This is a genomic window from Cyanobium sp. Lug-B (assembly GCF_024345635.1).
In the GTDB taxonomy this organism is placed as follows: Bacteria; Cyanobacteriota; Cyanobacteriia; order PCC-6307; family Cyanobiaceae; genus Cyanobium; species Cyanobium minutissimum.
The window spans coordinates 1-13,238 of sequence record NZ_JAGQBM010000075.1; the positions used below are offsets into that span (position 1 = coordinate 1).

Genomic DNA, 13,238 nt, shown 5'->3' on the forward strand with positions numbered 1-13,238 from the left:
GGACCGCTGCGCCAGCTGGCGGCCGCCACCACCGCCGGGGGCGCCGGGGTGCCCCGGGTGGCGCCCCGGATCGTGATCACGCCCCGGGGCGGCCACAACGGCTTCCACGCCCCCGGCGACGGGCCGGCCGCCTGCTGGGCCGACCGGCTGGCGGTGGCCTGGCTGCGGCGCCTCAGCCGGGGGGAAGGGGAGGGCTGAAGGGAGTGCGCCGCACGATCCACTCCTCGATCGGCACCCCGCCGATGACGTGCTCGCGGACGATCCGCTCGATCCGCTCGGGGGTGACGCCCCCGTAGGTGAGGCCTTCGGGCCAGATCAGCAGCACCGGGCCCTCGCAGCAGACGCGCAGGCAGTCGGCCTTGGTGCGCAGCACCACCCCCCGGGGCCGGCCGGGGTCCTCCAGCCCCAGGTCCCGCACCAGCTGCTTGAGCCGGCTCCAGCTGGCTGCGCCCACGGCCGGGTCGCCGCAGAGCGCCTTGGTGGGGGTGGCGCAGAGCAGCAGGTGGTGCTGGACCATGCTCACGCCGGCAGGGCCGGCGCCGGATGGCTGCGCAGCGTGGCGGCGGCTTCGCGGGTGGCCTGCCGGGCCCAGCCATCCACCGCCAGCACGTCGTCGAGGGAGGGGGCGGCGTGGTGATCGCTGCGGTGGCGGTCGCAGACGCGCTCGATCAGTTCGGGGATGGCCAGGAAGGGAATCGCCTCCTCCAGGAACAGGGCCACCGCCTGCTCATTGGCGGCGTTGAGCACGGCCGGCATGGTGCCGCCGGCGCGGCCGGCGGCGTAGGCCAGCGCCATGCAGGGGTACTTCTCCCGGTCGGGGGCGCGGAAGGTGAGCTGGCCCACGGCGGTGAGATCGAGGCGGCGCCAGGGGGTCTCCAGCCGCTCCGGCCAGCTGAGGCAGTAGAGCAGGGGCAGCTTCATGTCGGGCCAGCCCAGCTGGGCCAGCACCGAGGAATCGGCCAGCTCCACCATCGAGTGGATGATGCTCTGGGGGTGGATGACGATCTCGATGTGGTCGTAGTCGAGGCCGAACAGGTAGTGGGCTTCGATCACCTCCAGCCCCTTGTTCATCAGGGTGGCCGAATCCACCGTGATCTTGCGCCCCATGCTCCAGTTGGGGTGGCTGGTGGCATCGGCCACCGTGGCCTTGGCCAGATCGGCGGCGGGCCAGTCCCGGAAGGCGCCGCCGGAGGCGGTGAGCTGGATCCGCCGCAGGCCCGGGGTCGGCACGCCGGTGGAGAGGCGGGCGGTGTCCGCCCAGGGGGTGCCCTGCAGGCACTGGAACAGGGCCGAATGCTCCGAATCGGCGGGCAGCAGCCGGCTGCCGCTGCGCTGGAGTTCGGGCAGCACCACCGGGCCGGCGGCGATCAGGGTCTCCTTGTTGGCCAGGGCCAGGTCCTTGCCGGCCCGGATCGCCGCCAGGGTGGGCAGCAGGCCGGCGCAGCCGACGATGCCGGTGACCACCAGATCGGCGCTGGGCCAGGCCGCCGCGGCACAGAGGCCGTCGGAGCCCCCCAGCAGCTCGGGCAGACGGGCGGGGCGCCGGGCCGGTTCGAGGTCCGCCAGACGGCTGGCCAGTTCGCCGAGCCGGCCGGCATCGGCCAGGGCCACCACCTCCGGCGCGTGGCGCAGGATCTGCTCCACCAGCAGATCCAGGTTGTTGCCGGCGGTGAGGGCCACCACCTTGAAGCGGTCGGGGAACTCCTCGGCGATCTCCAGGGTCTGGGTGCCGATCGATCCGGTGGAGCCCAGAACGCTGATGGCCTTCACGCGCGGCTCCCCCATCGGGTTCGTGGGCTCCCAGTGTCCCATCCCCGGCCGCCCTCGCCCGCTGGCTTAACTGGGGCTACACCGATCCCTTCCCATGTCGTGGCTGCAGCGCTGGAACTTCATTGAGCGGGCCCGGATCGAGCGCCAGCTCTGGGAAGCCTTCGAGCGCCGCGAAGACCTGGAGGCGCTGGTGGAGGACTGCCGGGGGGCGGTGGCGGCGGGCGATCGCGAGCGGGCCTTCCAGCTGGAGGTGTGGCAGACCACCCTGCAGCGGATCCGCAAGATCGAGAAGCTGATGGCGGACCGGAGCCCTAAGCCCTGACGGGACGGGAGCTCTGCCAGGCCTTCTGCACCAGGGGCCAGACCGACGCTGGGCTCAGGTGGTCCATGCAGAGGTGTTGCTCCAGCAGACAGTCGGGGTTGTCGAAGCGGGCCTGCTGGCAGCCGGTGCAGCGCTGGTCGCTGCTGCTGACCCAGACGTGGCCGGCCCGGGGCGCCCAGAGATCCCGGGGGCTGGCGCCGATGCCCTCGCTGTCGGTGCCGAACAGGGCCACGGTGGGGCAGCCGGCCGCCGCCGCCAGGTGCATCGGGCCAGAATCCACGGCGATGCAGAGCCGGCTGCGGGCCAGGGCGCCCACCAAGGCCGGCAGGGACAGCTGGCCGCGCAGGTCGCGGAGGCCGGTGCGGGCCAGGAGCTCCTGTTCCAGGTGATCCCCCGGCTGGCGGGGTCGTGCGGGCGGGGGGCCGCCGATCAGTCCGATCGCCGTGGCGGGAAGATCCAGCTCCCGGCGCAGCTGGCCGAGCAGGCTGAGCCAGTGCTGCAGCGGCCAGAGTTTGGCGCTGCGTTCACCGTTCACCGCGACCAGCACCGGTGGCACTCCGGCGGGTGGGGGCTGGGAGGGCAGCTCCACCCGCTCGAAGTCGGTGCTGACCCAGGCCACGCGGCAGTGGAGTTCCCGGATGCTGTTGCTGCTGATCCAGCCGGCGTAGCGCGTCACGAGGCTTTGACTGGCCCAGTGGGGGTCGAGGGCCAGGGCCTGCAGGGGATGGGGGCCGGAGGGGAGCCGTGCGGCCCCGACCACGAACCGGGGGGCCAGGGCCGTGACCCAGGCGGGTGTGTGGGGGGCATGGCCATCGGCATTGATGACCAGATCCACGCCGGGGTGGCCGGCCTGGGTCTGGGCATGCCGCCAGGCCGCCAGGGTGGGCAGGGCCTCCATTCCCCGCTCGGCGATGGGCAGGCGGGCATCGAGCCAGGGGTTGAGCTCCTCCAGGGGGAGGGTGCGCCGGCTGCCCACGTAGGTGAGGTGGGCCCCTGGGTATTGGTGGCGCAGGCCCCGCAGCAGCGGCTGCAGCACCACGTAGTTGCCCAGCTTGGGGGCACCGAGCACCACGATCCGGGGGCTCGGCCCGAGGGGCTGGTTCTGGAAGCGGCGCATCAGCAGGCCCTTCCCGTCACGGCCGTGGCGGCCGGCCACGGCCCATCACGTAGCCGACCACCAGCCCGGCCAGGCCGCCGGCCAGGGCACCTTGCAGCTGCCACATCTGCCGGCGGAAGCGCCAGGGCATGGCGCCGAGCTGCAGTCCCACCACCAGGGTGACGGTCACCACGAGGGCCAGCCCGCCGCTGATGGGCCAGCCGCGGAAGATGGCTCCGCGCCCGGCGGTGCGATCGCCGGAGGGGTCGGGGGGCAGCGGGAGGCTCATGGGCCCACGGTGGCCGAAGCGGCCGGCTCGAGCACCCAGCGACTCAGCCAGCGCCGCATCCAGGTGCCGGGGTGGGGGTTGCGGAGGCGGCGGGAACTGTGCAGCCAGAGGCAGTTGAGCAGGTAGGTGGTGCGGTTGCAGGCCGCGAGCCTGGGGTCGCTGCCGATGGTGGCGCTGGCGTCGGGGTTGGCCTGCTGCTGCAGCCGCTGGAGCGTCTCGGGCGCGATCCACTCGATCGCGGCTGAGCGGCGCAGGCGTTCGGCGTAGTCGAGGTCTTCGCAGTAGGCGGGGTGGAAATTGGCATCGAACAGGCCCACCCGGTTCCAGACCCCGGGGGTGATGGCGAACGCGGAGAATTCCTGAGGGGCCGGCAGCAGGGGAAGGAACTGGGGACGGGCCGGGTCGATCTGCTGGATCAGCCCGGCCAGAACCCCCGGGGCGAACACCACATCGTTGTTGACCAGCAGGGCATAGGGGGCGTCGGGAAAGGCGGTCAGGATGGCGTTCCAGCTGGCGGCCACCCCCAGATTGCTGAAGGGCCGCGCCACCTGCACCCGGCCGATGGGGGCGGGGGGCTCCCGTTCCAGCCGGGCCAGCAGACGGCTGAGGGCCTCACCATCCTCCAGGCCAGCCTGGAGGCTGTTGTCAACGATGGCGAGGATCTCGACGGGCGCATCCAGACTGTCGAGCAGCCGCAGCAGCAGGTCGGGGCGGTTGAGGATCGGAATTCCCAGCAGGGGAATGGCGGCGGGGCGAACCGTCTGGGGGGTGAGGGTGTCGAGCCGGTCCCAGAAGTCGTCGACCGGCGAATGATCGCCGCTGAGGGAGGCGTACTGGGCCAGGCAGCCCCAGAGGTCGGGATTGGTGAGCTGGCTGCGGCTGGGGGCCTCGGGCAGGGACCCGAAATAGGTCTGGGTCCATAAAAAAAGCAGGGACCTTGCGGCGGCAAGATCCCCTTTCTGGATGCAGGTGATGTAGTTCCGAGAGAAACGGATTTGATCCAAGGTGACCTCTATGGGCAGAGGTCATCAACCGAAGGTGATCGAGTCCCCTGGATCGGTGGTGGAGATGAAGGCGGAGTCAGCAGCACTGAAGACGTACTCACTGCCACCGATGATGAGCTCGTCACCTTCGCCCGCGCCGGTGATGACCGTGCCACTGGCGATATCCGAACGGGTTTCGAAATAGACCTTGTCAATGTCAAAGTCGTTGCCGAGATCAATGGAAGTGTTCCTGGCGGACCTGTTGAAGCGAAGAACATCGGCGCCTTCTCCCAACTCGATGGACGAGAACAGAACCTTGCCTCCAAAGATCAAGGTGTCGTCACCGGTGCCCATGTCGACGTCCACGGAAGTGGCGGTCCGTCGGATGGTGACTTGATCGGCTCCCGCGCCAGCGGAGATGGAAGAATCCGTGAAGGCACCGGTAACGGCGACGTCGTTCCCCTCGCCAAGGTCAATGGTGCCGTCGATGAAACTGTTGACGTTGACGGAATCATTGCCGCCGGCGGTGCTGATGAAGGCATTATTGGCGACGGCTCCGAAGACAATGCTGTTGTCGTCGGCATTGCCGATCAGCGATGTGTCTTCGGAGCGGGTGAGGAATCTGGTTGTGGTGTCGCCGCTTTCGGGGGCCTGGATGCCGACATCACGGATCCGACCTTCCTGATTGGGGAAGACCTGGGTCCGAAGGGCGTCGCGGAGGTTGCCGGTGACCACCTCGGCTCCGTTGACCGTCTGGGTGAGGGTCTGGCCGATATCCGGGACAAAGAGGGAAAGGGTGTCGGAAGAAGCCACTTAATTTCGCACCGTGAACCAATGTGTAGAAGGTACTGCCTGGGGATCGTGAGGGCATGTATCGGAGATGCCATTTCCGCGTACCTGAACCCTTGACTCACCGAAAGGACGTGTTGAATTCAGATAATCGTCCCCTGCCTTAAGGGCAGCTGCAAGCAGGGCCGACCGGACAAAAAACTTGCAGCGGTTTCCTGGCCGGGCCAGGATTCGCGCCATGGCTGGTTTTCCGATCGTCCACGGGTTCGAGCAGGTGCTGGAGGAGGCCAGACACGCCGAAGCTTGCCAGGAATGGCAAGAAGCCGCCTGCATTTACGCGGATTTGCTGCAGTCTCATGGGGAGAATCCAGCCCTGCTGCTGCGGGCGGCCAATGCCTTGTGGCTGTCCGATCAACCGGAGGAAGCCCTGGTGCTCTACCGGCGTACCTCGCTGCTGGCGCCCCGGAGCCCTGCCCCGTTCATGGGGATCGGCAACAGCCTGCGCGACCTCAACCGTTTCGAAGCGGCCGACCGGGCCTTCCGGGCCAGCCGTCAGCTGGGGGATGGCCCGGAAGTGGCCTGCAACCATGCCTCGGTGCTGATCGGGCTGGAGGCCTACGAGGAGGCCTTCGCCCTGGCCGAACGCCGTTTCGAACTGGCCAGCCACGCCCCCGGACCGGAGGGAGGGGTGGGGGCCGTGGTGGCCCGGGCGCGGCGGCTGTGCGTCCGCACCGAGCAGGGCCTGGGGGATGGCCTGCAGTACCTGCGCTGGATCCCCCCCCTGATGGAGCAGGCCGCCGCGCGGGGCCAGCCGGTGGTGCTGGAGGTGGAACCCTCGCTGGTGCGGCTGCTGCAGGTGGGGCTGGCCTGGTTGCCCCAGCCACCGGAGGTGCGGGCCAGGCGGGAGCCGCCCGGCGTCGGTCGCGAGGAGCCTGCCGGCGACAATGTGGTGAGCCTGCTTTCGCTGCCGGCGGCCCTCGGGGGTGCCCCCTGCCCCCAGCCGTCGGGGCCGGATGGGCGCGGCACCTACCTGCGGGGCCTGGCCCCGGCCGCCGCCGGGAAGGACTTCGGCCAGCCGCCGCGGATCGGACTCACCTGGGCCAGCGGCCGCAAGCTCAGCGATGGCTTCACAACTCGGGAATACCGCAAGCGCACGCTGCCGGCCGCTGCACTGGTGACGCTGGTGGAGGGGGTGGTGGCTCTGGGTGGTGAGCCGGTGCTGCTGCAGCAGGGGGAGGACCGGCAGTTCTCGAAGCCCGTGGCCCACCTCTTCGGCGACGCCATTGCCCCCGACGGCGATTTTCTGGCCACGGCCCGGATGCTGGCCAGCACCGACCTGCTGATCACGGTGGACACCGCCATGGCCCATCTGGCCGGGGCGATGGGCCATCCGGCCTGGGTGCTGCTGCCCTTCAGCGCCGATCCCCGCTGGCTCCGGCAACGGGCCGACAGCCCCTGGTACCCGAGTCTGCGACTGTTCCGCCAGGCCGACGACCGGGACTGGCGGCCGGTGGTGGAGGCGGTGCTGCAGGCCCTGGCCCACCACCGCCACCGCTGAGCCGGCGGGATTGCGGGGCTCAGCGCAGCAGTCGCAGGCTGAAGATCAGGGCCTCGAAGGCCTCGGCAGCACGGTTCACCTCGTAGCGGGCGGCCACGGTGGCGCGGCCCGCTGCCGCCAGGGCGGCGTAGGCGGGCGGGTCGGCCAGCACGTTCAGCAGGGTGGCGGCGAGCTGATCGGGGTCGTTGAAGGGCACCAGCAGCCCGTTGTGGCCGTGCTGGATCACTTCGTTGATCGGCGGGTTGGCGGAGCCCACCACCAGGGCGCCGGAGGCCATGGCCTCCAGCAGGCTCCAGGAGAGGGCGTAGGGATAGCTGAGGTGGACGTGGACAGCGCTGAGGCGGAACAGGGCCAGCAGATCGCGGTGGGCCAGGGGCGGCAGGACATGGACCCGCTCCAGGGGCAGTCGGTGGCCGAGCAGGGCCAGCAGTTCGCCCTTGTGGCCTTCGGGGTGGGAGGAGGGGGCGCCGTAGCCGTTGCCGGTGCCCCCCACGATCACGGCCCGGGAGTCGGGGCGGGCGGCCAGCACGGCCGGCAGGGCCCGCATGACACTGCGGAAGCCCCGCAGGGGTTCGAGGTTGCGGCTGGCGAAGGTGATCACCGGATCCCCCTTCACCAGGGTGGGGCCGCCCTCCAGCCGCAGGCTGGTGCTGCCGGTGGCGGCGGGCGGCAGGGCGATGCCTTCGTGCAGCACGTGGAAACGGCTGCGCAGGTGCTCTGGGAAGGTGTCGCGGGCGAAGCGGGTGGGCACGACGCAGGCGTCGGCGTCGGCCACGGCCGCCAGGCCCATCAGGTTGCCGCGGCGCCACTGGGCCCGCAGGGCGTGGGAGGGGGCGCCCAGGTCGGCATCGAAGCCGTAGCCGAGCAGGAGCGGGGCGGCATAGAGCTCGGGGTAGGCGATCAGCACCGCCTCGGGCCAGACGTCGCGCAGGTAGAGCAGCTCCCCCCAGCCGCTGTGGCCGATCACGGCCTCCGGGCGATACCCCTCCTCGCGCAGCTGCAGGCAGCGCTCCTGGACCCGGGCGGCCCGGTGCAGATGGGTCTCCAGCTGGGGATCGGCCAGGCCCTCCGGCAGCGCCGGCGGTTGCCAGGCGTAGTCAAACCGCTGGCCGCGGGGGGAGGCCCCCAGGCCGAGCACGCGGTGGCCGCGGCGTTCGAGGGCGGGAGTCAGGTCACGAAACTGGCCGGGATGGTTCTGATGGATCAGCAACAGTTCCATCGGTCAACGCTATTACAATCCCGCTGCCTGAACTGACCTGCGTCATGTCGCTCTGGAGCCGTCTGTTCGGACGCCGGGATACGGTGAGCTGGGGTGAAAGAAAGCTGCAGAAAGATAGTGGTCTGCTGGATACGCTGGTGAGCGATCCAGGCACCATCCCGATGGAGATGGATCGCCGGCCCCAGATCACGCCCTGGTCGGCGGCGCGGCTGGGCACGATTTTCGCCGATTTCGCCCACGAAGCCACCCCCTCACGGCTGGCGGAGGCCCGGCTGGCCCGCCAGTGCCTGTCGAAGTTCTGGTTGAGTGCACCGATCGACGCGCTGGAGCTTCTCTATGGCTCGGCTGTGGGCGAGAGCTACCGCCAGATGATCAGCGGCGAGCTGGCCTCCCAGCCGCTGTTGCGCGACGAAGAGAGCTGGAGAGACCACCTCTCCGAGCGGCTCCAGAGCGGTTTCGATCGGCCGGAAATGGCCAACGTTCTGCTGGCGGTGATGCCCTACTTTCGCCGCGGCAAGATGAAAGTGCGCAACTGCGAACAGACTCTTCCGGCCTGGTTGCTGGAGGACTACGCCAGCCTGTTCGAGCCGGAACTGCTGCCGCGCCTGCGCCAGCCCAGCCCCCTAGAGCGTCGGGCCCTGGCACCGGCGGGCTCGGCCGGGGCACGAACGGCGACGGCGCCGGCGACGGGATCGGTGGCCGTGGGGCCGGAGCTGTCGCCCCTGCCCCAGCTCTCCGGCTTCACCGGTGCCCAGGCCCTGCAGCTCACCGGCAGCGAGGAGTTCCTCACCCGCCTCAACGGGCTGCTGAACCTGTTCGAGATCGACCCCGAGGATGGCGCCATCCGCCAGGAGCTGGGCGGCTACCGGCGCCAGCTGGGCCAGATCTGGCTGGACACCCCCGACGAGCAGTTGCAGAAGTTGTTCGAGAGCACCTTCGGCGATCTTTACCGCAAGGTGCTGCGCAGCGGCTACGCCGGCAGCCACCTGACGGAGGAGGACCGGCAGCTGCGGGCCCAGCTGGCCCAGTACGTGCGCAACATGACCCGACCCAGGGCCGCCCAGGCGGTGCTGGCGGCCCTGCTCTTCTACGCGCCCGGCAAGATCGGCTTCGCCGGTGGGGAGCAGTTCATGCCCCAGTGGCTGCTGGGGGCGCTGCCGAGCCTGTACGTGAAGAGCTGAGCGCGGCCGGCCGACAGCACGGGGGCCTCACTCGTGGAACTCCTTCCACAGCAGCCAGTAGGTGAGGTAGCCGAGCAGGGGCAGCAGAATCATCGGCGCCAGGGCGAGCAGGCTCACCACCGGGGGCAGGTGGAGCACCAGCCAGAGCAGCACCAGGCCGTAGGCGAGGAAGGCCAGGGCGAGGCCCACCCAGCGCTGGCGCAGTCGCTCCCTGAAGCGCAGGCGCCAGGCCTTGAAGCGGCGGCGCCGGCGCTGTTCGGGCGGCACGAAGCGCCACCAGTCTCCCGTTGGTCTGGCGCTCACTGGGACCGCAGGCGCTGGAGATTGCGGCGTTGGTCCTCGAACAGGCCGGTGAGCAGGCTGATCACCCGCCGCTCGCGCAGCTTGATGTCGGCGGTGAGGGCCATGCCGGCCTGGAGCGGCACGCTGTCCTTGTCGGGCAGGGGGATGGTCTGGCGGCCGAGCTTGAGGATCACCGGGAAGTGGAGGCCCTCGGCCTGGGTGCCGAGCACCTGGGCCTGCTCCTCGGGGGTGAGGGCATCGGAGCCGATCCGCTCCACCTTGGCCGGCACGTAGCCGAAGCTGCTGGCGGGGAAGGTCTCGAGCGAAAGTTCGGCGCTCTGGCCCACCTGCACGAAGCCGATGGCCTTGTTGGGTAGATAAACCTTGGCCCGCAGCGAATCCTGGGGGACCACCTTCAGCAGGGGGGTGGTGGCGGCGGCACCCACCACGCTGCCGGCGCTGACGTCGATGTCGAAGACGAGGCCATCGGCGGGAGCCGTGAGCACGCCGTACTGGATCTGGAGACTGGCCTGGCGGATCTGGGCATCGAGGTCACTGATCTGGCGCAGGTTGGCTTCGATCGCGGCGCGCAGCTCCACGTCGGTGCCGGAGCCGGTGTTGATCAGCTGGGAGCGCAGCCGGGCGATCTCGCGCTCCTCCTCGGCCACGTTGGTCTGCAGGTCCTGCATGCGGTTGCGGGCCTCGAGCAGCTGCACCTCGCTGACGGCGCCATCGCGCACCAGCGACTGGTAGCGGCGTTCGATGTCGCTGTAGATGCGCAGGGAATCGCGGTAGCCGGCCAGGCGGGTGGTGCTCTTGGCCAGCTCCTCGCGGGCGGCCTCCAGGCGGCTGTTGAGCTCGCGGGCGCGGTCCCGCAGCTGGCTGCGCTGGTTGGCGGTGAGGCCGGCGGTGGCGGCCTCCTCGCCGAGGGTGGCCTTGGCGATGCGGTTCTCGTTGAGCAGCCGCTCGCGGATGCTCTCGGCGGCGGCCAGCTTGCTGCGGGGTTCGCGCAGGTCGAAACGGATCAGGGGCTGGCCCTGCTTCACCGCCTGGCCCTCCTTCACCAGCACTTCCTCCACCACACCGGGGACGGGGGAGGCCACGTCCTTGACGGTGCTGGTGGGTTCGAGCTTGCCGGGCACCGCCACGGTTTCGGAGATCGGGGCGGTGACGCTCCAGAGGCCCAGGGCGGCCACCCCCCCCACCCCCGCCCAAACCAGCAGGCTGGAGCTGCGGCGGCTCTTGCGCAGCACCACGGTGTCGCGGAACGACCACTCCTGGGCCGCCTCCGAGCCGGAGGTGGCCAGGCCGCTGCCGAAGGGGTGGCTGGCCGGGGCCGGGTCTGTGGGGCCTGTGGGGTCGGCCGCCGGCGCCCCGGCGGGCAGGGAGCCCTGGCCCACCAGATCGACGCGCACCGGAATCACCGGCTGGCGGCGGCTGGAGCGGGGGGAGCGCAGCCAGCTGACGCAACCGTCGAGCAGGGCGACGAGGCGGGAGGCGGGATCGGAGGCGCGGGGCGGGGTGGTCATCAGCTGAGTCCCTCCTGGTTCTGGCTGCGGTAGAGGGCGTAGTACCAGCCGCGCAGCTGCATCAGCTGGCGGTGGCTGCCCTGCTCCATCACGGCACCCCGGTCCATCAGCACGATCAGGTCGGCGGGCTGGACGGTGGAGAGGCGGTGGGTGATGAAGAAGACGGTGCGGCCCCGGAAGGCCTCGAACAGGTTGATGCACACCTGGCGTTCGGTGCTGGCGTCCAGGGCGCTGGTCGCTTCGTCGAGGATCAGCATGCGGGGGTTCTGGAGCACGGCCCGGGCCAGGGCGAGGCGCTGGCGCTGGCCGCCGGAGAGGCCGGCGCCCCGTTCTCCGACGCTGGAGTTGTAGCCCTGGGGCATCTGCATGATGAAGTCGTGGGCGCAGGCGATGCGGGCGGCGCGGATCATCTCGGCGGCGGTGGCATCGGGCTTCACCATCAGCAGGTTCTCGCGGATCGTGCCGTCGAAGAGCAGCGAATCCTGGGGCACCACACCGATCTGCCGACGCAGGGAATAGAGCTCCACCTTGCCGATGTCGAGGCCGTCGATCAGCACGCTGCCCCGCAGGGGGGCGTAGAAGCGGGAGAGGAGTTTGAGCAGGGTGGACTTGCCGCTGCCGGAGCCGCCCACCAGCCCCACGAAGGAACCAGCGGGGACCTCCAGATCGACGCCGTCGAGCACCAGGGGACCCTGGTCGGAGAAGCGGAAGCCCACATCCACGAACTGCACCCGGCCCTGGAGCGGGGGCAGGGGGATGTTGCCGGCCTGCTCGGCGGTCTGCTCGGTGTCGCGGTCGACCACATCGGCCACCATGCGCAGGGCCTGGCTGTTGAACTGGAAGTCCTGCCAGGTGGCCACCAGCTGCACCAGGGGCTGGCGGATGTAGCCGGAGAGGATGTTGAAGGCGAACAGGGCGCCGAGGTTGAGATCGCCCTGGATGATCAGCCAGATGGCCACGGCGATCACCACCAGCTGCCCCATGTTGCTGAGGAAGCTGGAGAGGTTGGCGATCGATTCGCGGGTCACCTTGAGTTTGAAGTCCTCGCCGATGTAGGCGGCGTAGCGGTTCTGGAACTCCCAGCGGGTCTTGAGTTCGGCGTTCTGGGATTTGATCGTCTGGATGCCGGTGATGGCCTCGTTGAGGAAGCTGGAGGCGCGCACGGCCCTAGCCATGGTGCGGTTGATCTGGCTGCGCACCAGGGGATTGCTGACCAGCCCCACCGCGGCGATCAGGGGCAGGGTGGCCAGGGTCACCAGGGTGAGCAGGGGGCTGATGGCGAAAAGGATCGCCAGATAGATGAGGCTGAAGGCGAAGTCGATCAGCGTGGGCAGGGTCTGGCCGAGCAGGAAGTCGCGCAGGCGATCGAGCTGGGAGAAGTAGAAGGTGATCTGGCCCACGGGGCGGGCATCGAAGAAGCCCTGGGGCAGGCGCACCAGCTGGTCGAGGATCGTGGCCTTGGCCTCCTGGTCGACGCGGTTGGCCAGATCGGTGAACAGGAAGCTGCGCAGGGTCTTGAAAATGCTCTCCACCAGGGTGGCGAGCAGCATCACGCTGGCGATGCTCACCAGGGCGCCGATGTTGCGGCTGGCCACCACGCTCTGGATCAGCACCATCAGGCCGAGGGGGAAGACGAGCCGCAGGGCGTTGATCACCACCGAGGCCACCACCACCTCGATCAGCTCACGGCGGTGCGGACGCAGGAAGGGGAGGTACCAGCTCCAGCTGAAGCGCTGCTGCTTGGCATCGGGTTTGCGGTCGAACAGCAGCAGCTCCACCTGGCCGCCGTCGTGGGTGATCAGCTCCTCGACCGGCACCAGCAGGGCGCCAAGCTCGGCCTCCAGCAGGCGGGCGCGGCCGTCGGGCTCGACGCCGTCGAGCAGGCCGAAATGGCCGTTCTGGAACAGCAGGGCCGGGGCGGGCACCCGGGCCAGGCGGCTGGCGGGCACGCGGGAGAGCACCACCCGCAGGCCGAGGGTGTCCATGATCTGGCCGATGTTGACCAGGTTGAGCCGGTCCTGGCGCTGCAGGATGGCGTCCACCTGATCGGCCAGGGCATCGCGGTTGAGGGGCAGGCCGAAGTAGTCGGCCAGGGCCTGGCAGAGGGCGATGGGCACGGCCCGGGGGCCGCTGGCGCGGGTGAGGGCGAGCTGGCCGGCGCGGTCACCGGCGCGGCGGGGCGGGGGCTCGAGGGCGGGGGCGTAGGTGCCGCCGGCCTCC

The 13,238-nt window shown here is 70.1% G+C and carries 13 protein-coding genes and 1 pseudogene; 4 read left to right on the top strand and 10 right to left on the bottom strand.

Going from position 1 to position 13,238, the window contains the following annotated elements; all coding sequences use genetic code 11:
• Positions 1-198, top strand: a pseudogene (locus KBY81_RS14525) (alpha/beta hydrolase); the annotation flags it as partial.
• Here KBY81_RS14525 and KBY81_RS14530 read toward each other — a convergent pair.
• Together KBY81_RS14530 and KBY81_RS14535 are read right to left on the bottom strand one after the other, a co-directional pair.
• Positions 173-517, bottom strand: a complete 345-nt coding sequence (locus tag KBY81_RS14530) for a ferredoxin (protein WP_254976883.1) — start codon at positions 515-517, stop codon at positions 173-175. The pseudogene KBY81_RS14525 and the gene KBY81_RS14530 overlap by 26 nt on opposite strands.
• A gap of 2 nt (positions 518-519) precedes the next feature.
• Positions 520-1,770, bottom strand: coding sequence for a 1-deoxy-D-xylulose-5-phosphate reductoisomerase (locus KBY81_RS14535; RefSeq protein WP_254976884.1), 1,251 nt, complete (start codon positions 1,768-1,770; stop codon positions 520-522).
• 94 nt (positions 1,771-1,864) lie between these two features.
• On the opposite strand from KBY81_RS14535, the gene KBY81_RS14540 reads away from it, so the two are divergent.
• Positions 1,865-2,092 carry a hypothetical protein gene (locus KBY81_RS14540; protein WP_254973620.1) on the top strand — a complete coding sequence of 76 codons (228 nt, stop codon included), beginning with the start codon at positions 1,865-1,867 and terminating at the stop codon, positions 2,090-2,092.
• Here the strand turns inward: KBY81_RS14540 and KBY81_RS14545 are convergent.
• Genes KBY81_RS14545 through KBY81_RS14560 form a run of 4 tightly spaced genes read right to left on the bottom strand, consistent with a single transcriptional unit; the run spans position 2,082 to position 5,273 of the window.
• Entirely contained in the window at positions 2,082-3,248 is a 1,167-nt protein-coding gene (locus tag KBY81_RS14545; RefSeq protein WP_254976874.1) for a glycosyltransferase family 9 protein, read from the bottom strand. The two genes, KBY81_RS14540 and KBY81_RS14545, sit on opposite strands and share 11 nt — an antisense overlap.
• Positions 3,226-3,477, bottom strand: coding sequence for a hypothetical protein (locus KBY81_RS14550; RefSeq protein ID WP_254976875.1), 252 nt, complete (start codon positions 3,475-3,477; stop codon positions 3,226-3,228). Before KBY81_RS14550 ends, KBY81_RS14545 begins: the two co-directional genes overlap by 23 nt.
• Positions 3,474-4,481, bottom strand: a complete 1,008-nt coding sequence (locus KBY81_RS14555; RefSeq protein WP_254976876.1) for a glycosyltransferase family 2 protein — start codon at positions 4,479-4,481, stop codon at positions 3,474-3,476. Before KBY81_RS14555 ends, KBY81_RS14550 begins: the two co-directional genes overlap by 4 nt.
• 24 nt (positions 4,482-4,505) lie before the next feature.
• Positions 4,506-5,273: a hypothetical protein gene (locus KBY81_RS14560; protein WP_254976877.1), complete on the bottom strand. Its 768-nt coding sequence runs from the start codon at positions 5,271-5,273 to the stop codon at positions 4,506-4,508.
• 214 nt (positions 5,274-5,487) lie between these two features.
• Between KBY81_RS14560 and KBY81_RS14565 the strand changes: the two genes are divergently transcribed.
• Positions 5,488-6,807, top strand: a complete 1,320-nt coding sequence (locus tag KBY81_RS14565) for a hypothetical protein (RefSeq protein ID WP_254976878.1) — start codon at positions 5,488-5,490, stop codon at positions 6,805-6,807.
• 19 nt (positions 6,808-6,826) lie between these two features.
• Here KBY81_RS14565 and KBY81_RS14570 read toward each other — a convergent pair whose 3' ends face one another.
• On the bottom strand, positions 6,827-8,017 hold the full coding sequence (locus KBY81_RS14570) for a glycosyltransferase (protein ID WP_254976879.1): 1,191 nt from the start codon (positions 8,015-8,017) through the stop codon (positions 6,827-6,829).
• 146 nt (positions 8,018-8,163) lie between these two features.
• On the opposite strand from KBY81_RS14570, the gene KBY81_RS14575 reads away from it, so the two are divergent.
• Positions 8,164-9,207: a hypothetical protein gene (locus KBY81_RS14575; RefSeq protein ID WP_254976880.1), complete on the top strand. Its 1,044-nt coding sequence runs from the start codon at positions 8,164-8,166 to the stop codon at positions 9,205-9,207.
• Between the two features lie 27 nt (positions 9,208-9,234).
• Here KBY81_RS14575 and KBY81_RS14580 read toward each other — a convergent pair whose 3' ends face one another.
• From KBY81_RS14580 to KBY81_RS14590, 3 genes are all read right to left on the bottom strand, one after another.
• Positions 9,235-9,510 carry a hypothetical protein gene (locus tag KBY81_RS14580; protein WP_181280184.1) on the bottom strand — a complete coding sequence of 92 codons (276 nt, stop codon included), beginning with the start codon at positions 9,508-9,510 and terminating at the stop codon, positions 9,235-9,237.
• Positions 9,507-11,018 carry an HlyD family efflux transporter periplasmic adaptor subunit gene (locus KBY81_RS14585; RefSeq protein ID WP_254976881.1) on the bottom strand — a complete coding sequence of 504 codons (1,512 nt, stop codon included), beginning with the start codon at positions 11,016-11,018 and terminating at the stop codon, positions 9,507-9,509. The genes KBY81_RS14580 and KBY81_RS14585 overlap by 4 nt, the downstream gene beginning before the upstream one ends.
• The coding region (locus KBY81_RS14590) for a peptidase domain-containing ABC transporter (RefSeq protein ID WP_254976882.1) at positions 11,018-13,238 on the bottom strand (2,221 nt) is incomplete at its 5' end. The genes KBY81_RS14585 and KBY81_RS14590, both read right to left, overlap by 1 nt.

What these genes read in the sequence shown, in the direction of transcription:
- KBY81_RS14530 (WP_254976883.1), bottom strand. Translation starts at nt 517, where the DNA reads ATGGTCCAGCACCACCTGCTGCTCTGCGCCACCCCCACCAAGGCGCTC.
- KBY81_RS14540 (WP_254973620.1), top strand. Translation starts at nt 1,865, where the DNA reads ATGTCGTGGCTGCAGCGCTGGAACTTCATTGAGCGGGCCCGGATCGAG.
- KBY81_RS14550 (WP_254976875.1), bottom strand. Translation starts at nt 3,477, where the DNA reads ATGAGCCTCCCGCTGCCCCCCGACCCCTCCGGCGATCGCACCGCCGGG.
- KBY81_RS14565 (WP_254976878.1), top strand. Translation starts at nt 5,488, where the DNA reads ATGGCTGGTTTTCCGATCGTCCACGGGTTCGAGCAGGTGCTGGAGGAG.
- KBY81_RS14585 (WP_254976881.1), bottom strand. Translation starts at nt 11,018, where the DNA reads ATGACCACCCCGCCCCGCGCCTCCGATCCCGCCTCCCGCCTCGTCGCC.